The organism is Desulforhabdus amnigena (assembly GCF_027925305.1).
Classification (GTDB): Bacteria; Desulfobacterota; Syntrophobacteria; order Syntrophobacterales; family Syntrophobacteraceae; genus Desulforhabdus; species Desulforhabdus amnigena.
The window spans coordinates 2,390,580-2,408,845 of the sequence record NZ_BSDR01000001.1 but is presented as its reverse complement, the minus strand read 5'-3'; the positions used below and the strand labels follow the sequence as shown (position 1 = coordinate 2,408,845).

Annotated in this window: 13 protein-coding genes; 4 read left to right on the top strand and 9 right to left on the bottom strand. The window is 54.5% G+C overall.

The features are described 5' to 3' along the window. Window positions 1–24: 24 nt before the first annotated feature. Both QMG16_RS10260 and QMG16_RS10255 read right to left on the bottom strand, forming a co-directional pair. Window positions 25–1,191, bottom strand: coding sequence for a BaiN/RdsA family NAD(P)/FAD-dependent oxidoreductase (locus QMG16_RS10260; protein ID WP_281794010.1), 1,167 nt, complete (start codon window positions 1,189–1,191; stop codon window positions 25–27). A 53-nt stretch (window positions 1,192–1,244) separates the two neighbouring features. Continuing rightward, complete coding sequence (locus QMG16_RS10255) at window positions 1,245–1,772, bottom strand: ferritin-like domain-containing protein (RefSeq protein WP_281794009.1); 528 nt, start codon at window positions 1,770–1,772, stop codon at window positions 1,245–1,247. Between the two features lie 393 nt (window positions 1,773–2,165). Between QMG16_RS10255 and QMG16_RS10250 the strand changes: the two genes are divergently transcribed. Both QMG16_RS10250 and QMG16_RS10245 read left to right on the top strand, forming a co-directional pair. After that, window positions 2,166–2,327 (top strand): hypothetical protein, encoded by a 162-nt coding sequence (locus QMG16_RS10250; RefSeq protein ID WP_281794007.1) that lies wholly within the window; start codon window positions 2,166–2,168, stop codon window positions 2,325–2,327. After that, window positions 2,281–2,619, top strand: coding sequence for a hypothetical protein (locus QMG16_RS10245; protein WP_281794006.1), 339 nt, complete (start codon window positions 2,281–2,283; stop codon window positions 2,617–2,619). The genes QMG16_RS10250 and QMG16_RS10245 overlap by 47 nt, the downstream gene beginning before the upstream one ends. Window positions 2,620–2,631: 12 nt before the next feature. On the opposite strand, the gene cydB is transcribed toward QMG16_RS10245, so the two are convergent. From cydB to QMG16_RS10230, 3 genes are all read right to left on the bottom strand, one after another. After that, window positions 2,632–3,627: a cytochrome d ubiquinol oxidase subunit II gene (gene cydB / locus QMG16_RS10240; RefSeq protein WP_281794005.1), complete on the bottom strand. Its 996-nt coding sequence runs from the start codon at window positions 3,625–3,627 to the stop codon at window positions 2,632–2,634. A gap of 192 nt (window positions 3,628–3,819) precedes the next feature. Beyond that, window positions 3,820–5,190 carry a cytochrome ubiquinol oxidase subunit I gene (locus QMG16_RS10235; RefSeq protein ID WP_281794003.1) on the bottom strand — a complete coding sequence of 457 codons (1,371 nt, stop codon included), beginning with the start codon at window positions 5,188–5,190 and terminating at the stop codon, window positions 3,820–3,822. A gap of 253 nt (window positions 5,191–5,443) precedes the next feature. Beyond that, window positions 5,444–7,255 (bottom strand): sigma-70 family RNA polymerase sigma factor, encoded by a 1,812-nt coding sequence (locus QMG16_RS10230; protein ID WP_281794002.1) that lies wholly within the window; start codon window positions 7,253–7,255, stop codon window positions 5,444–5,446. 375 nt (window positions 7,256–7,630) lie between these two features. Between QMG16_RS10230 and QMG16_RS10225 the strand changes: the two genes are divergently transcribed. Beyond that, a complete protein-coding gene (locus QMG16_RS10225; protein WP_281794001.1) occupies window positions 7,631–8,047 on the top strand; it encodes a hypothetical protein in 417 nt (138 codons plus the stop codon). Then, window positions 8,028–8,414 carry an HIT family protein gene (locus tag QMG16_RS10220; protein WP_281794000.1) on the top strand — a complete coding sequence of 129 codons (387 nt, stop codon included), beginning with the start codon at window positions 8,028–8,030 and terminating at the stop codon, window positions 8,412–8,414. Before QMG16_RS10225 ends, QMG16_RS10220 begins: the two co-directional genes overlap by 20 nt. 190 nt (window positions 8,415–8,604) lie before the next feature. On the opposite strand, the gene QMG16_RS10215 is transcribed toward QMG16_RS10220, so the two are convergent. From QMG16_RS10215 to QMG16_RS10200, 4 genes are all read right to left on the bottom strand, one after another. Further along, window positions 8,605–9,378 (bottom strand): radical SAM protein, encoded by a 774-nt coding sequence (locus QMG16_RS10215; protein ID WP_281793999.1) that lies wholly within the window; start codon window positions 9,376–9,378, stop codon window positions 8,605–8,607. Window positions 9,379–10,335: 957 nt separating this feature from the next. After that, on the bottom strand, window positions 10,336–12,402 hold the full coding sequence (locus tag QMG16_RS10210) for an adenosylcobinamide amidohydrolase (RefSeq protein WP_281793998.1): 2,067 nt from the start codon (window positions 12,400–12,402) through the stop codon (window positions 10,336–10,338). 331 nt (window positions 12,403–12,733) lie between these two features. Beyond that, the gene (locus QMG16_RS10205) at window positions 12,734–14,311 is read right to left on the bottom strand and encodes a carbon-nitrogen hydrolase family protein (protein ID WP_281793997.1); all 1,578 of its coding nucleotides are present in this window, start codon (window positions 14,309–14,311) and stop codon (window positions 12,734–12,736) included. 163 nt (window positions 14,312–14,474) lie between these two features. Continuing rightward, on the bottom strand, window positions 14,475–18,254 hold the full coding sequence (locus QMG16_RS10200) for a cobaltochelatase subunit CobN (RefSeq protein WP_281793995.1): 3,780 nt from the start codon (window positions 18,252–18,254) through the stop codon (window positions 14,475–14,477). Window positions 18,255–18,266 lie beyond the last annotated feature (12 nt).

Here is an 18,266-nt window from a genome sequence, read left to right as displayed (position 1 = left end):
ACAGTCTGGATCTTCTATAGCCTCTCAGACGTACTGACCAGCCGCATATCCGGAGGCCCAGGCCCAGTGGAGATTATATCCTCCAAGCTGTCCCGTCACATCCACGACCTCTCCCAGAAAATAGAGCCCCTGCACTTTCTTCGATTCCATTGTCTTGGAGGAAAGTTCGTTTGTATCGACCCCGCCCAGGGTGACTTCTGCCTTGCTGAAACCGTCGGTGCGAGCGGGTCTTATTCGCCAATGATGCAAGGCAGCGGCGACGGCATGGAGTTCTCTTGGCGAGTACTGATTGAGCGGTTTGGACTCGAAGTGAAGATCGCACCATTTCTTTGCAAAACGTGCCGGCAGGTGCTGATCCAGCAATGTGCCGAGGAGCATTCTGCTGCCGCGCTTTTCCAGGAGCATCGTGTGCGTGTCGATGCCGGGGAGGAGATCAAGGGTGATGTCCCCCCTTTCATCCCAATAGGATGAAATCTGCAGAATGGCCGGGCCGCTGAGTCCCTTGTGTGTAAAGAGAACGCTCCCCATGAACTCTTTTGCCCCATAGCTCACGGCCGCCTTCATGGAAATGCCGCTCAAACTCCCGAAAATCTCCTGGTCCTTTGGACTAAACAGGAGTGGAGTGAGGGCGGGCTTCAATGGAGTGACTTTCAGCCCGAACTGTTTTGCCGTCAGATACCCGAAGTTTGTCGCTCCTACCTTCGGTGCGGCCAGCCCCCCGGTGGCAATGACGAGGGACCCGGTTTCGAAAACTCCACGGTTTGTTGCAACAAAAAAGCGTTCGGCTTTCTCAACTTTCGATATCTTGCAGCGCATGACGAACTTTACCGATGCCTTTTGACACTCCGCCTGGAGCATGTCGATGATCTCTTGTGCGCTTTCGTTGCAGAAGAGCTGCCCCCCTTCCCGTTCGTGATATTTGATCTTGTGTTTTTCTATCAAGGAGATGAAATCACCCGGCGTGAACCGGGAGAGGGCCGAGGTGGTGAAATGGGGATTTGTTGATATATAATTCTCACGGCTAACATTTCTATTGGTGAAATTGCAGAGCCCTCCCCCAGAGATACGAATTTTGCTGCCTGTTCTTTCTGTATGTTCCAAAACAAGAACCGACCGGCCCCTTTTTCCCGCCTCCATGGCGCACATGAGTCCTGAAGCGCCTGCTCCGATGACGACAACATCTGCCTGCATTCATGATCCTCAAATTGAGTCCCGCGGCGGGATGTCCGTCCCGCTCCGGGCAGCTATGCCGGCCAGCTCAACAGACACTCGTTGCCAACTTCTGAACACTTCTGGAATTGAAGAGAGAGCCGCCTCACGTGCTCCTGTTTTTCCTTGATGAGAAGATTGACAAGGTCGCGCGCCTTTCCTTCGCATGTGGCATCCAGCATGCTGAGATAGAAAATTACGCAATCCTTTTCGCATTGCAGGGCCAGCTTGACGGCATCCGCAACCGTTCGGGCTTCGGCCAGTTGAGCGTTCAATTTATCCATGTCGTTAAAAACATGCTGATCGGCCATGGCCTTGAGGTAAGCATCGAGTTCGTTGTCGAGATCACTCACCGTAGGGCGGACCAGTTCCCCTGGCAGATCAGCCTTGAGTTCTTCAAAATACCTTTTGTGTTCCCTGTTTTCTTGAATGAGCAGGGAAAAAAGCTCTTTCACCTCGGCATCTTCTATGAGTTTCTGAGCCTTCTCATAAAATCCGATCCCATTTCCTTCCATATCGATGGCCAACTGAAAGACTTCTCCTGCATTAAAACAAAACAACATACCATTACCCTCCTTTCATGGTGTTGGTTTTTCATCTGTCGAGAGCCATGTCGGGGAATGCGACAAAGAGGGCATTCCGTTTTAAATTTCGGAACTCCGAAATCTTGGGCTTAAAGAAAAAATCGCTTATCTTCAGCATCATATAAGACGTAGAGACGGAAGAATCAACTTGCAGCGGAGTTCCATAATTACGTGGCTATTTCCAGGGGTGACACGGACAACCTGTTGGCCGCGTCACTCATTTTTAATCTGCGAAAATCTGCGTAATCTGCGGATAAAAACGGGATGGAAAAGCCTGACGGCCATCCCCTGATTTTCATATCGCCATAAAGCATAATGATGTAAAAACAGTCCAAGAGGATGAGACTTCCATTTTTTAAAAGGAGATCGGCCATGAGCAAGTATATGCAGTTGACCGTCACGGTCCGGCCCCATTATGAACCGGACCTGGAAAGGACTTATCCCCACCTGGCGCGCCACCTGGGGCGTCTCGATAAGGAGATCGGCCATGAGCAAGTATATGCAGTTGACCGTCACGGTCCGGCCCCATTATGAACCGGACCTGGAAAGGACTTATCCCCACCTGGCGCGCCACCTGGGGCGTTTCGACCCGGCCCGGCCGCTCCGGAATCCCTCTCTTTATGAATTGACCGGAGAACTGGATCAGCTCCTTTATCGCCATGAAGGGACAAGGCTCGGAGAAGTGCTCCTGAAATATCATGGGAAGCTCAAGAATCTCCATAAGAGCATCGAGAAGAGTATTGCCGACTGGGACCTTGCTCAGGCGGATAAATTTCTGTACAGCATGGAAGATGTTTTTGAAGAAATCGAATTGGAGCTGGACTAGCCCTTTGCAAGACTAATGGTAGCCTTCTTCAGCCACCACTTTGCCCCGAAACACCCAGTAGCTGTAGATGGTGTAACCGAGTACCACCGGCAGGACCAGGCATGCCCCCCAAAGGGTGAAGATGAGGGTTTCCCGCTGGGATGCGGCCTCGAGAACCGTGACGGCAGGCGGGATGGCATAGGGATAGAGGGCTGCGAGCAAGCCCAGGTAAGCGGATATGAAAAGCACTATCGCACTCAGGAAAGGCGTGACGGATTTTTTCGCCATCAGGCTTTTCAGAAGTGTAAAAAACGCAACGACCCCCAGCAGAGGGAAGGTCCAGATGAAATAGACGCGGGGAACACTGAACCACCGGGCCGGAATGGAGGGATCGTGAACCGGCGTCCAAACGCTCACCAGGAGCATGAACCCTCCCACTACCAGGGCCAGCCAAAAGGCCTGGCGGCGGGCGCGTTCCTGCACGGTTCCGGTGGTCTTGATGATGAGATAAGTGGCCCCCAAAAGACTGTAGCCGGCGATGAGCGCCAGGCCGACCATGACGGAAAAGGCATGGAGCCAGTCGAAAGGACCTCCCGCGAAATGACCGTCCACCACGGTGGTTCCGGAAATATACCCGCCCAGGGTGATCCCCTGAGCGAATACCGCTACTACGCTTCCCAGGAAGAAGGCCCTGTTCCATTTGGTCTTTCTTGTGGAGTTGGCCCGGAATTCGAAAGCAACCCCCCGGAAGATCAGTCCGAAAATGAAGGTGAGGAGAGGAATGTAGAGGGCGCTAAAAAGAATCGTATACACCATGGGAAAGGTCGCAAAAAGCGCCCCGCCGCCAAATACGAGCCATGTCTGATTTGCATCCCAGATGGGAGCGATGCTGTTCATGAGCACATCGCGTTCTTCCTCGTTTCGGGCAGTGGGAAAAAGCATGCCCACACCCAAACTGAAACCGTCGAGAACCACATAGAGAATGATGACGAGTCCGACCAGGCAGAGCCACAAATGAACCAGATCCATCTATCGACCTCCATAAGGGAGTGAGTCGCTCTTGAAATCCCCGTTTACCAAGGAGGCACAAAGATCGCAGAAGGATTCCATAAGAATTCCAAAATCTTCTCCGTGCCCTCCGTGTCTCCGTGGTGAATAGTGAGTAATGGAATATTGGAATCTGCCAACTCCCTAAATCCTACATTATCTGTAAACCTGATATTACATTGAATCCTTGACGGGCCGCATGCCCGCGGGTCTTTGCACCGGTGGAATGGGACTGGTGAGGTCCGGACCCCGCCGAAGAGTCCTCAAAACATAGAAAAAGTAGCTCGCTCCGATGAGGGCGAAGAAAAACATGAAAAGCGTCAGGGACCAGATCACGTTTCCCGCCGCAATGGGAGAAACTCCATCGGTAGTCCGCAGCAGCCCATAGACGACCCACGGCTGGCGACCCATTTCAGCGGTGACCCAACCGGAGACGGTGGCGATGAAACCGAGGGGCTGTATGGCTACCAGGGTTTTCAGGAAAAGGGGAGTGTCGAAGAGCCTGTTGCGCCACCAGAGAACGATCCCCCAGAGCATGACGGCCGGAAAGAGAAACCCTATTCCCACCATGATTCGAAACGTCCAATAGGTGATGAGTGCATTAGGGCGATCCTGGGGAGGGAAGTCCTTGAGCCCCTGGATTTTGCCGTTCATCGAGTGGGTGATGAGGAGGCTGAGGCCATTGGGCACAGTGACTTCGAAACGGTTTCTTTCCGCCTCCATATCGGGTATGGCGAAGAGCACAAAGGGGGCGCCTCCCTCTGTGTTGGTTTCCCAGTGGGATTCCATGGCAGCCAGTTTGGCCGGCTGGTGGTGCGCTACGACGAGCCCTTTCTGATCTCCCACGAAAACCTGCAGGGGAGCGATCATCACAGCCAGGAGGAACGCGAGCTTGAGCGACTTGCGGTAAAAGAGCACGTCTTTTTCCCGAAGCAGGAAATAGGCGCTGATTCCCGCCACGACGAAGGCCGCTGTCTCGTAGGATGCCAGCACCATGTGGATCAGGTGCGTGGGGAAGGATGGATTGAAAATCGCCTTCCAGAAGTCGGTGACCATGAATTTGCCGTCCACCAGTTCATAGCCCGCAGGCGTCTGCATCCAGGAGTTCGCCGCCATGATCCAAAAGGAGGAGAGGGTCGCTCCGAGCGCTACAAGACAGGTGGAGAGAAAATGGATGACGCGTGGAACCCTGTTCCACCCGAAGAGCATAATGCCCAGAAATCCAGCCTCCAGGAAGAAGGCCGTCATTCCTTCGTAGGCAAGGAGGGGAGCGATCACATTCGCCACCGCCTGGGAAAAGCGGGCGAAATTGGTCCCAAATTCGAATTCCAGAGTGATTCCCGTAACAACGCCCACAGCGAAGTGAATCGCGAAGATCTTCACCCAAAACCGGTACATGCGGTAATAGATCTCTTCCCGGGTTTTCAGCCAGAGGAATTCGACGATGACCAGGTAGAGGGCAAGACCTATCGTCAGGGTGGGAAAGATAATATGAAAGGCGGTGGTCAAACCGAACTGCAGCCTGGAGAGAAACACGACATCCATTTTTATCCTCCGCTGATTCACCGGATGAAATCAACCCTCATGGCAAGGATTGGAGGGAGCTTATCCTTGAACGCCCCAATTCCCCCTTCGAGGGGAGGCAGAGGGGGTGGGCAGGCACACATCATTCTTCATCCCCCTTCAAAGGGGGGCTGAAGGATGATGACCTTTTTCTTTATACGCCGGATGCATCGAGAGAGCAAACCTTCTCGAAAGAATTGAGTGAATCCGCTAGGCGCTTGCGCGTTCTTTCGACTCATTTCTTCCGCAGTGATCTCAGCAGATTCCCCATTTGAGCCGGATCGACCCACCCGAGGTCCGTCGTCCCGCAGCCGCTCTTGAGACGTTCCATCAAGCGGCGTCCTGCATCGTCTTCCCACAGAATATTTCCCTTTTTTTGGAGTTCATGAGACATCATGGTGAGGAGAGGTTCGGCTTCCGGGTTCAAACGGTGCATTTTCTGCCAGTGATCCGCTGGACCCACAATGTTCGAGGCAATCATGAGCGCCAGGAGGGGTACGGCGGTTTGGTCGTGGATCTGGTGAAGGAGCTGCGGTCTCAGGATTTGCTCGATTCTCAGCCAGTTGATGTAACCCCATTGCTGCGTACACAATGCAATGGCAAAGAGATCATGGAGTGCGGGACGCAGTTTCCAGGCAGATTTCTTTACATTGAGAGCGATGTGATAGTGTCGGCCGATGCATTGCTTCTTGAAAGACCAGATGTCCCTGAACGCTCGAGGTGCTTCCCACTTTTGGGGTTCCGCTATAGCCAACAGGGATGAAAAGAGCTTGCGTTCAACATGGCTTTCCGCCCAGCCGCAGAGCCGCTGTTCACCCATGAGTGGCCACAAAGGGTAGGCATCCATGGGCTCTCCGGCATGACGGAAGAGGGTGTAGAGGCGGCAGTGCCTCGGTGTGAAGAGGAAGGGAAGAGCGCCCTGCAGGATTGCCGGGTCGCTCAGGTGGTCTTTGAGAGCAAAAATTTCCGGAGCGAGGATGATGAAATCCTCTGAAGCCTTGAGGTACCCAGTCAACATTTTGGGGCCGAAAGCACTGGAGCTCTTTTCTTCAAACCGGCGATCGAGCTCGGAAACGTGGCAGGGGCCTTCCTCCAGGATCTGCCGGATCAGGTCCAACGGGTCCGTTTTGGATAGCTCATCGCTTCTCTTCGCCTGGTGTCTCGAGATACGGCCATCCGGATCGAGCGGAGTGGAAGGAGGGCCGGAGTTGATGTAAGAGAGGTCCTCTTTCGGAAGCCCGGTGGCGCACCAGCCCATCCAACCCGCGTCACGGAAAAGATGGGAACTTGTGTTCAGTACGGTCTCCACTTCGTCGGGTCCCAGCGCATCGTTCGGGTGGAGGAGATTGTACTCCTTGGTAAGGCGTCCAAGGGTGACACATTCGTGTATGTATTTGGATGCGAACAGCAGGTGGATATCGACAGCTCTTGAGACCCGTTCCCCCATAGAGGAGTTCGAGAGGTATCCCCTGTAGATGGAGGAGGAATCAGCCAGCTTGATGGCCGGTATCAAAAGCTCCAGGTCCATTTCAAGGAGCTGTGAGAGAAACGAAAGGGGGGTGGGAAGGCATATTTCGCTATGGATCGTTTCGATGCGGGCAATGGCATGCAGCAGTTCGTCGCAGGAATACCGGCCGCGGTACCACGCCCCGGGCGTTTCACAGGTATGCTCCTCGAGCCAGGGTTGGATGGCTTCGTACCGGACCTTAACGGCCACACGAAGCTCCCCGGGGAGATGTTCTTCGATTGTGGGCTGGAGTTCACTCTTGAAAAGCAGGCGATTGGGCCCGGCCAATGCGCGCCATATCTCCTCGACGGCATCGTCCAGGGCTTGAACAATGGATCTAAGCACCCTGGGATGCCTCAGCCTCCTGATGGCGCCGGTCTCCATTTTCAAAACTGCTTCAGGAGGGCAGCCGAGGGCCCGGCTCACCTCTTCCGGGGTGGAACAGGACCTTCCGCCGAAGCCGTAAAGCAGCTCCAGTACCTGGGCTTCCTCTTCCCCCAGGCTGCGTGCGGCCTCCCATATCCTTTCTTGCGGCGACAAATTTTCCTCTGTTCTGTATTCAGTGAATCTCATCGACTTGAAGCTTCTATACTTCCCGGCTTTCAACGGACATATCGGAGGGGATGTGCGGAAAAACGGGCGATATGGTCTGGCGGGGAAGTATCAGGATCATAAAATATTGGTGCCGGTTTGGCAATTTGTATCAACTCTCGGCAGGGCGATGGGCGCAATTTCTGGCGAAGATCAGTGCGCGTCAACGTTTATCAGCGTCTGATTCTGATTATGACTACCCTTCAGTCAATTCTACAATGTCATATTTGATGGGTACGGCTCTTTTGAAACGACTGCCGAATCCGAAAATCAGCGAGTGGAAGTCCGGGTTTGGAGGTCATTGGAACGACATGAATCATTTCGATGATCCAATATTCGGTAGCGCCGCCTTCCACGGCGGCGCTACCGTCCCTTTTGAGTGTACTCCTTGCATCGCTCCAATCGGTTTGCGATAAAAATGGCCACACGAAGGTTGTCGATGTTTTGAAAACATTCTGGGAATTCTATAAAAACCGGAAAGAGCAAGGTCTTGCTGTCGAGAAGCCGGGTATGCGGATGGTGGATGTCGACAACCTCATTCTTGATGAAGTAAAGCAGGTATTGCTTTCTATGCCGTTCGAGGAATTCGAGAGACGACACTATTTCCGTTATGGGCGGGATTTGGCCCTTATCGAAATGAAGCCCTCGCTTTGGAAGCAACTCGCTCCAGAGGACATTGAAGAACCTCATCGCGCCTGTAAGAAAGGGATCGAAACATACTATGCGCGCCTTAACCCCTGAAGAATGCCCTTTCTGTCAACTCGAGAATCGCAAGTGTGTGATCGAGTCCAACCTCTCCTACGCTGTCTTTGACGCATTTCCTGTCAACCCTGGCCATCTTCTCGTCATCCCAAGACGCCATGTCAGCAACTTCTTTGATCTACACCAAGACGAGGTGGAGGATCTCATGCGTCTCTTGTGGCGGGCAAAAGAATATCTCGCTAAAGAATATCACCCGGACGGCTTTAACATCGGAATCAATGTAAACACGGCCGCAGGGCAAACCATTCCCCATGTCCACATCCATCTCATTCCGCGCAATACAGGCGATGTTGAAGATCCGACCGGGGGCGTTCGCGGTGTGATACCCTGGAAGTCGAAATATTGATACCATTACGAAATTCTTCGACGATGTCTGCAAAGCCGGACCTGCAAGCGGTACAGCTCGGCAGAAACAATCCAGCAATTCTTTCGGCCAAATATGCGGTGCAGACGAGATCCTCGGCTATGATGAGAAAAGCCTCGCGCCATAATGGAATGATCATTGGTATTCAGGGTGACACCGGGGGATGCCGAACTCAGATTTGCTCGGGTGGGATGCTGTCGGGGCGATAGGATGTGCGATAGCGCACCTTTGCACGCTTCAGCCTCTCCTCTACACCTGGGTTGAAAAACACAAGCTCTTCGATTTCCATTTCCCCCAGTTCCTGTGATATTCGAGCAAGTCTTTTTCCAAGCCTCTCAACGTCCTCCGGTGAAGAGAAGCTCACCATCGCTGCGGCGTGAGTCGATACCCCGGCTCGGATGAGATTCTCCAGGGCTCTCAACTGCAATTCGAAACCGGCAGGTATTGCTCCCGTCAGGCGTGAGAACTCCTCCTCATTCGTTCCCTTGAGGCTCACCCTGACATGGAGGTTTTCATAACTTGCCAAAGCCCTGGCATATTTCTCGTCATGGCCGATGAGGATCCCGTTGGTCTCGAGTATGAACCGGATATCTTTGGGGATGAGGTCGAGAACCTTGAGGAGATGTACCTTTGAGAGGGTCGGCTCGCCTCCGCTGATTCTCACCTGATGAAAGCCTTTCTTTCCGGCGATGCCGACGAGCTTTCGAGCAACTTCTTCAGGAGAGTAGAACTCCCCGATGGCCTGCGGTCTCACCACACTATCATAGGACCAGCAGAAGATGCATTGAAGGCAGCACCCCACGCAGTCTGCCGTGGCTATTCCTCCATAGAATCTTGCCGGCCTGAAGCGAGAATATTTCCTCAGATCTTCCCGGCAGGCGATCTTTGCGGTGTCTATTGCTCTTTTGACAGGATCGTACATGACCAAGTCACCGGGGTCAGTCACCGGGGTCAGCCCTTGAAATGGACTAAGGGCCCTTAGAAAAACAAGTTCCGTATTTCTTCAAAAAAGACCGGATTCCGGCGAAAACCGGAATCCAGGAGAAACCGGGAAATAGTTCTTTTACAATCACCGGGGTCAGCCCTTGAAATGGACTAAGGGCCCTTAGAAAAACAAGTTCCGTATTTCTTCAAAAAAGACCGGATTCCGGCGAAAACCGGAATCCAGGAGAAACCGGGAAATAGTTCTTTTACAATCCCTAAGGTCAGCCTTTAACCATAGACATAGACCCATCTCAATTCGATTAATCTTACAAACCGCCCAGGTTGCAGACCCGCTTGCCGTTGCGCTGTGGGGCTGGAGGACAAAATCCATCGGTTGTTACTCAATTCGAGTAGTTATCCAGGGAGGCGGTAACCCAACAAACTTGGATTTTGAATAGTTACTGGGTTCTGTTGGCATTTCATCCCAATCAATAAAACTGTCGGCAGGAAAATTTCGGGTCAAGAAAGAATAATATACAACAAAAATATGGCTATTCAGAGGGATTGTCCATCAGGAGATCACGGATTTTTTCAGTGACTAAAGAGATAATTGACTGGACCCAACTGGGGGGACACCTCCCAACCTGTTTTGGGAGGCCCCTTGAGTGGAAGGGGGGATTGAAATGGGATGTTTTCAGAGCGTTACACCCCCCTGTCCCCCTTCAAGGAGGGATTTTAACCTTCATAGGATGTCTGAAAATTCCCCCCTTGAGGGGGGGGCAGGGGGCCAAGGTTTCGCGAACCAGAAAAACACCCCCCCTTTGGCCCCCCTCAAGGGGGGAATCGAAGCAGGTTCGACTTTCAAGCAGAGGAATTTTCAGACAGCCTCTTACGGTTGAGCGGCCTTACTTAACCTGACGCCAATCTCCTCAAGGGGAGAATTTTCAGAGAGTTTCTCAGTGGCGGACTTTCGGGGCCATCATTGTTGCGGTTGCTCGTTTTTCAGCACCATTCCATTCAGCAAGGCGTTGAGAGACATTCTGAGAACAATAGGGATCTCCTCGGAGGTTATTCTGTCGGTCCAATTTTCTGTCCTATGCCCTGCAATTTCCTCGGAAACGGTGCGACAATACGCTTCGAAGGCGCCGAGGTCCGTAATCAGTCCCCTTTCGTAGGCATCGCTGAGGGCAAAGGCCGATTCCAGGAAGGCGGCGTATCGAGGCTGCAGCAAAATGGCCTCGAACCGGGCGATATTGGCGCGTTCATCGTTTCCTTGACCAAGGCAACCGCATTCCCTCAGAAGTCCATTGGGGTTGATGTGTCTTTCCCGGAGCTTCTGAAAGATACTGCGCTGGAGCAGGATTCCATTTTGCCGGTAGACCGCTTCCTTCACTCCGTCGTAAACGGTTTTTGCAATCAATTCCCCCATCTTGCAGTGTCCCCCTGTATTGTCGATGGGCTTGCCTTCTCCTTCGACCACAAGGACCTCATCCGTGCCGGTCCCTGTCGCCTGACTCTTCAGGGGGCTGACGGAACTTCGAATGTCCAGGTCCTGCATTGCCGCCGTTTTGCCTTCCGTCGCGCTGATGACCGCTCTCGCCCTCGCCTTGGGGGAGAGTTTCATATTGGTCATGAGAATCACGTTGATGGTGCCCGGTTCGTAGAAAAGCCCTTCGTCTACCGACATGCGTACGGCGTTGGTCTCCACACCCGCCGTCACCAGGGCATACACGGTCATCTCTTTGAATTGCGCCTTTTGAACACTCAAATTCCCCATGTCTGCACCGGTAAAAAGAAAGCAGCTGTCCTTTTTCGACCTCCCGATCGCCTTGTAGATGCGTTCCCTGCTCTTTTCGAGACCCAGCCTGTGTTCGATGCTCCAGCACGGGGGAGAAGAATAGTGGTTGCCGACGGCGATGATCTTTTCGCGCTCTCCTTCAAGGGTGGAGGTGACCCCCATGGGTCTCCTGAATTCAATCGTCAAGGTCTTGTTCGGAAAATCGAAGATGTTGCTTTCATCCACTCTCGCCGACCGGACGTAATCCAAAGGGAGCTCTATGGGCTTGCTTTGAACACGCTTTTCCTCGAGGACCCTGTTCCGGACGGAGGAAAATTCCTCTTCGTAAACCAGGGACGCGAGTCCCTGGACAAAATCGCCTGAACGCACCGAAGCGCGGCACGTCAGTTCACAGGGCAGATAGAAAATCCTGCCCGTACGGACGGCTTCCACATCCTTCCAACCCGGCTGGGAAAAAAACTTCCCGGCAACCTCCCGGTCTCCATTGCAGCCATAGATCACCTGGGGATTGAAACGCGTCCATTCCTCGAGGGAAACATCCACCACGTTTCCCTTTTTGCCGAGTTCAGGAGGAATGCCTCCCGCGGCACGGATGAATGCGTTCTGGAAGGAGTCGTCCCCCGGTGTCATCACGCGGTCCCGCCCCATGAGCCGAATAACTCTTTTTCTTTGACTGCCCGGGATCTTGTCGATTTTTTGAGCAACGAGCCGCAGCTGGTTTTGAATCCCCTCAATGATTGCTTCCGCCTCACGGGTCTTCTCGAAGATCAATCCCAAAGAGCGAATGTTTTCATAGAGCTGATCAATGGAATGAGACTCCAGCTGAATCATTCGACAGTTTTCATGAGAAAAGCGGTTTTGGATTTCCCTGTGCAGGGAAGAGACAAAGATCAGATCGGGTCCAAGGGCTTCCATTCGATCCGGTGACGGAGCGAAGAATCCTCCCACGATGCTCTTTTGATTTTCACCGGGTGGACAGGTGTCGTGATAAGTGATTCCCTTGATGGATTCACCCTCACCCAGAGCAAAAATGATCTCGGTGATCGCGGGGACAAGGGAAATCACGTTTTGGGGTTTCCGCTCCAAGATGATGGTATTTCCCCCGGAATCCGTCAGACTGACAGGATAGGCAAAGAGTGAAGCCGCAGATCCCAAAGCGGATCCCAGGAAGGTCAGACAAAAGAGAGCCATAAGAAAACAATACCGCAACCGCCAGTTTCGTCTCATAAAACGCTTGTATTCTTTCATGGATTTCGATCCCTGATCCCTGTTTTTCAGCCCCACACAAACAAGTGTACAAAATCGGTGGAGGCTATCCATCCTCATTCCGACGGAAGTCGGAATCCAGGTCAATTAAGCTTTTCTGGACCCCGGCTTTCGCCGGGGTGACGGCAAGTGCATTTTGTTCACCTTCAATCTGGAGCTGTACTAATAACCTATCCGCCCCCCCCCGTGGACTTTGCGACACCCCCCTCGGTCCCCCCTTGAGGGGGGAATTAAAGGGGGGGTGTCCGCTGCCTAGGTAGGTTTTCGGATAGGCTCTAAAGTGGAGTATTCCTCGAATCGCTTCCCAAGCCGCTCAGGAAGTCCTCAGGAGAAGCTCGAAGTCCACTCGATCCTGAAAGCGCTTTTTCCTGATCCGCGCTGTGTCGAGTGCGTAGGAGCAGGTTCCCGGACCTTCGATGCTTTGCTCTTCCCAGCGTTCGTGTCCTTTCGGGACCATGGAGATGATCGCGCCGTTCGGGGAGCAGGCGGCTACGGCAATTCCTTCGATTGTCCTGATTCCGCAAAGGAGACGTTGGGTCCTGTCCAATCGATTTTCCGAGAGGACCACCAGGTCATATCCCTCCTTGGAAAAAGCGACGGCCAGTTCGGGATGCAAGAGCAGTTCATACGGGGCCATGCCCAGTTTTGCCGGGCCGTAATGAACCGTGGGAAAAGGAAACTTGCCGTTTGGATGCTCCGTATCTTCGATGCGCCATTCACAGGTTGTGTCGGGTGTCACCAAAACCTGAACGGCGGAAGGGTTTTCCCTTCCCGGTGTCTCATCGCTCGAAGAAGAGACGCTGTCTGCCGGTCCGCCACTGTAAAGGGATGTGGCCAGTGCGACATCGTGCTGTCTGGCCAGGGACTTCAAACTCTTTGCATCCATGAGAGCAGAAGAAAGAGGGGGCAGCACGAAGAGGTTGGAGCCTTCCTTTTTTGTGACGGTAATTTGCCTCTCGAAGGTTTCGAGATCCCAGTCTTCCCCGCCTGGAACAAGGCAGTGAACATGCAATGGTCCCGGCTGCGGCAGGTCATAATGGGCCGTAAGATCGTCGATGAGGCGAAAGTCCAGGTAGATGGATCGATAGAGGGAGGGATTCCGGCCTTGCAGGGTTTGGGGGTGTGATCCATTGGAAAGCCTTCCCACTTCGTTCAATGGAATTTCCACCATGAAGACCCGGGATTCTTCCGAGGATGCGGCGAAGAGCTCCCGGCCCTGCGGGTCGAACGCGCAGGAGACCGCGGAGGTGCAGTCCATGATGCGGTCTTTTCCCGTACGCCCGCAGGCGGCGATGAAAAAACCATTTTCGATAGCTCTTCCCTTCCAGAGCTCCAGCGGGTCGAGGCCGCTCGGAGGCCAGTTGGCCGGCACCCACAGGAGGTCAACCCCTCGCATGGCCATGGAACGCGGCATCATTCCATAGTAGGAATCCGAGCAGATCAGGACTCCTATCCGCCCCCAGGGGGTATCGAAGGTCCCGCTCTGCTTGGGGTCTCCGGGGCATGCCCAGCGCATTTCCGCATTGATCTTGCGGTACCTGCAAACCCGCCTGCCATCCGGATCGATCACGAATGCGCTGTTGTAGTAGATTCCCGTCGCTTCATCGTGCTCGGCAAGCCCCATTCCGATGTAGGTCCCGTATTCTTTTGCCAGCCGCTTGATTTCGGTCAGAGTGGGACCGTTTTCCGATTCAACGTAACCGGAAATGTCCTCCCGTGAAGAGAATGAATAGCCCGCCAGGGGCATTTCCGTATTCAAAATGAGGTTGGCTCCCTGTATGGCCGCTTCCCGGTTCAACCGGAGCAGGTTTTTCCGGTTGGCCTCAGGATCTTTGTACCGGACGTCTAGGTGCACAAAAGCGACCTTCAGGACCTTCAACGATGTGTCCATTGCCGTTCTCCCTATATCAAAAGATCAAAAGTCCTCTTCAATGCTATCGTGGATGAAATCCATAAAAATTTTAAAGCATTCTCCGTGCCCTCCGTGTCTCCGTGGTGAATAACGGGATATTGGAATCCGCCGGTTCCCTAAACACCCACAGCGCGAAATCTTTCTACGGCTTCTTGAAAGTCCATTTGGGCTCCCACTTCTCCACGTTGCGGGAGGTCAACATCTCCACCTTGCCCCCCTGGAATTCCCCTTCCACGTCGCCCATCATCTCCTCCATATCCCCTTCGATGGTGAGGGCGGCGGACTGCACCTCGGCCAGCAACTCCGGGTCGGCCTCCCAGAGTCCGCGGGAGTGGGCTTCGAGCAGCCTGCGGGTAAGTTCCTCCAGGGCATGCGGATTGGCTTCCCGCAGCCACTCGAGATTTTCCCGATCAAGGATGTAGGACTCCACCACCGAGTCGAAAACCCATTTTTCCACCTCCCGGGAGGTGGCGCTCCATTTGAAGAGGTTGTTCACGCGGCTCGATACGTCCTGGGCCCCTTGATAGCCGTGCCTTTTCATGTTCTCGATCCACTTGCGGTTGAGAAGCCTGGCGCGGGCGGACCTCCCGATTTCCTCCTTGAAATCACGTATGTCCGGAGTATCGGCCTGGTTGGCGTCTCCCCAGTAGAGCTTCGGTCCCTTACCGCCCAGAGCCCTGGAAGCGGCCGCCATCCCCCCCTGGAACACAGCGTAGCATCCGCAGTCTAGGATGTCGTATTCCGCGGTGCTCTGTTTCATGAAAGATACGTCTATATTGGACAGCTGCCGGGCCAGCAGGTCCTGCACCTCCATACCGTACACCTTGAGTCCCTCGGCGTTTTTGTTGGAACCGTAAGCGTATCCGCCCCAGTTGACATAGACTTCCGCCAGGTCCTTGTCGTCTTCCCAGGCGGAGGCGTCCAGGGCGAGTCCCACTCCCAGCCCATAGGTACCGGGGGCCGAGGAAAAAACACGGAAACTGGCCAGCCTTCTAATCTGCGATTCGGAGAGCCGGTCCTGCATTTCGCTTCGCAAGGCATCCATGTGTTCCAAGGTGTGCTTTCGTATGAAGTTCCATTCCCCGGGTTCATCGAGGCGGCTCACCAGGAGGACGGCATCGTCGAGCAGTTCGCAAAAGTTCATGACCATGTCCCTCAGAATACCGCTCGCCTGGATGGTCACGTCGATGCGCGGGCGACGGACTATTTTTTCTCCCGCGACCCGGATCTCCAGCTCTTCCAGGGGGATGGCCTCGACCTTGCCGACCCGCCCGTAGGCATTCCAGACGGGCCGCACCCCCAGGAGATAGAGTATCTGGGAACAGACTTCCCCGTCGGATTTGAAGGCATCGGAGCTCCAGAGGTTGATCCCGATGTTTTCCGGAAAGCGGCCTTCCTCGTCCAGGAACTTGGAGAGAAGCCTGTCGGCCAGTTTGCAGCCGATTTCCCAAGCGGCCCGGGTGGGAAGCATGGTGACGTCCGTTGCGAAGAAATTCCGTCCTGTGGGGAGGGCATCCGTTTTGCCCTGGTAGATGGAGCCGCTCAAGCCCGGTTCTATGTAGCCTCCGTTCAGGGCCTTGAGAAGCTGAGGAATTTCACGCCGGCTCTCCCTGATCTGCCAATCCATGTTTCGGCACCAATCCGCCAGGCCGTTGAAGCTCTCCCGGGTGAGCAGTTCATCGGGCAGCCTTTCGGGCTTGAGGTTTTCAAGGATCGACTGCGTAATTTCGACTCCGTCCTCAAAAACGTTCCCTGTTCCCCCCTCCAGCTTTTGTGTGATTCCCTGGAGGTCGGGCAGTTCCGGGGAGGGATGGAGCAAAATGGTCGTAAGCATCCGGGCTCTGCCCGTTGCATCGGGAAAAGTCCCCAGAATATGCATGCCGTCGGGGGCCAGGGCCCTCTTGGTGAGTTCGATCTGGCGCGACGCGAGCCGTGCCTTTTCTTGCAGATCCTCGCCGCCGTCGTCCTTTTCCACGAATTTTAGTCGCTTCATGAGGGGCAGCATCTCTTTTCCGATGAGATCCAGGCGCGCCGCCTCCCCCATATCGGAGGCCCTGAAGTACTGTTCCAGGAGGGCCTCCAGTCGCCGTGTTTCTTCATCCATTTCAGCAGGCCGGTAAACGGGGGTGAGGTGATCCACCATCACGGCGCCTGCGCGCCGTTTGGCCATCAGCCCCTCACCGGGAACGTTCATCACGTAGAGATAGATATGGGGGAGGTCGTCCACAGAGAGGGCGGGAAAGCATCGCTCCGAAAGGGCGGCGCGTTTCCCGGGAAGGTATTCCAGGGACCCTCCGGTGCCGAAGTGAACGACCGCATCGGAAGTGTCCCGAATGTACTTGTAGGTGGCCAGCCAGTGGTGAGGCGGCGGAAGTTCGGGGTCATGGAGGATGCGGCAGACTTCGCCGTTGCACTTGGAACCGTAACAGCCTCTTTTGGGCTGGGGCATGATCTTGATCTTTCCGAACCGAAGGCCCGTAATGAGCAGCACGTCGCGTCCGTCTTCCCGGTAAACCATTCCCTGCCCCGGAAAGCCCCCCCACTCCGAGAGGACACGCTCCCTGGCTTCCGAAGGCAGGGAATCCAGGTACGTTTCGTATTCTTCCCGTCCCATGCGGTAAAGCACACCCCCCTTTTGAACGATTTCCGAAACCGTCGTCCAGCGGAATTCGGAGACAGCTTTGCGCTGCAGGATCATTTCCAGGATTTCCTTGCCGTTTGCCGGCGCATCCCCCGTGTCGTAACCCGCACTCTTCATGGCCTGCAGGACGGACGCCAGGCTTTGGAAGGCGTCCAGTCCGGTCGCCATTCCCACCGTGGCTTCCACTCCCTTGCAGGGGTTGTTGTGGAGAACGAAAGTGATGCGTTTTTGAAAATTGGGAAGCCGCCGCAACCGGATGAGACGCTTCAGCCGCCTGCAGAGGGTATCGATGCGTTCCTCGATGGGAGTGAATGGCCTGGAAGAAGCCGGATCGGCGGGGGATATCTCGATCGCGAGCGCCGCCACCAGCGTGGGTTCGATGATTCCGGCCACTTCCGGCTGGGCCACGGCATAGACCAGGCTGTGGCCGGAGAGCCCCACGGGATCTTCGAGCCACTGTCCGGCGGTCTGAGTATAATTGCGAATGAGCTGGTAAACCGGCACATCCAGTCCCTGCAGATGTCGCACATCCTGCTGCCGAGCCAGGAAGCGGCCGCCCAGCAGGTTGAGGACGGCTTCGGGGTGGGAACCGTTTGTCTTGAAGTATGAAAGCCAGGGGTAGCGTCTGTCGGGCAGCAGGGAGCTGTCCGGAATGCCTTCGCAAAAAACGCAGAGGGGAACGAGCCCATGATCTTCCAGGGAGTGGATCACTTCATCGATTTCGACGGTGTTCCCTTCGACGATCTGCGAATGATAACAGAGCATTCCGACGATGTTCCCGTCGCTGGAGACGCCCCGGTGTTTTTCATGCCAGTTGAGATAGGAAGCCGTGTCTCCGAAGGTTTCCGGGGCATCGCAGTGGTAAATGCCGTGTGTTTTCACCGGCTGGACGGCTTCGTAGGCCGTATCCATGCCGGCCTGAGAAGCGAGGTATTTGATGCCGTTATAATAGTTTTCCTCGGAGACCTTCGCGATATAGCTTTTGAAAAGGGAGAGAACGTCCTCGCTTAGAGTGGAGAACCCCTTGGGCATTTCCATTCCGAAGCCGATGCGATGCCTGGCCTGTTCCGCTGCCGCTGTCAGCTCTTTGAAAGCCGGCAGCCCCTGAGACAGTTCCCCCAGGAAGAGATCCGTATCCCCCGCAGCCAGCATATCCAGGACAAGAGGCGCGTTTTGCTGCGGAAAAATGCTGAGACGAATGCCTTCACTCTCGAGACGGTCGGCGACCCTTTTCCACGTTTGGTGGTGAAACATGTGCGTATGGACAAAAACGATATTCATTGTGCATCTCCC

What these genes read in the sequence shown, in the direction of transcription:
- QMG16_RS10255 (WP_281794009.1), bottom strand. Translation starts at nt 1,772, where the DNA reads ATGTTGTTTTGTTTTAATGCAGGAGAAGTCTTTCAGTTGGCCATCGAT.
- cydB (WP_281794005.1), bottom strand. Translation starts at nt 3,627, where the DNA reads ATGGATCTGGTTCATTTGTGGCTCTGCCTGGTCGGACTCGTCATCATT.
- QMG16_RS10205 (WP_281793997.1), bottom strand. Translation starts at nt 14,311, where the DNA reads ATGGACACATCGTTGAAGGTCCTGAAGGTCGCTTTTGTGCACCTAGAC.
- QMG16_RS10245 (WP_281794006.1), top strand. Translation starts at nt 2,281, where the DNA reads ATGAGCAAGTATATGCAGTTGACCGTCACGGTCCGGCCCCATTATGAA.
- QMG16_RS10260 (WP_281794010.1), bottom strand. Translation starts at nt 1,191, where the DNA reads ATGCAGGCAGATGTTGTCGTCATCGGAGCAGGCGCTTCAGGACTCATG.
- QMG16_RS10210 (WP_281793998.1), bottom strand. Translation starts at nt 12,402, where the DNA reads ATGAAAGAATACAAGCGTTTTATGAGACGAAACTGGCGGTTGCGGTAT.
- QMG16_RS10250 (WP_281794007.1), top strand. Translation starts at nt 2,166, where the DNA reads ATGAGCAAGTATATGCAGTTGACCGTCACGGTCCGGCCCCATTATGAA.
- QMG16_RS10235 (WP_281794003.1), bottom strand. Translation starts at nt 5,190, where the DNA reads ATGGATGTCGTGTTTCTCTCCAGGCTGCAGTTCGGTTTGACCACCGCC.
- QMG16_RS10220 (WP_281794000.1), top strand. Translation starts at nt 8,028, where the DNA reads ATGCGCGCCTTAACCCCTGAAGAATGCCCTTTCTGTCAACTCGAGAAT.
- QMG16_RS10225 (WP_281794001.1), top strand. Translation starts at nt 7,631, where the DNA reads ATGATCCAATATTCGGTAGCGCCGCCTTCCACGGCGGCGCTACCGTCC.
- QMG16_RS10200 (WP_281793995.1), bottom strand. Translation starts at nt 18,254, where the DNA reads ATGAATATCGTTTTTGTCCATACGCACATGTTTCACCACCAAACGTGG.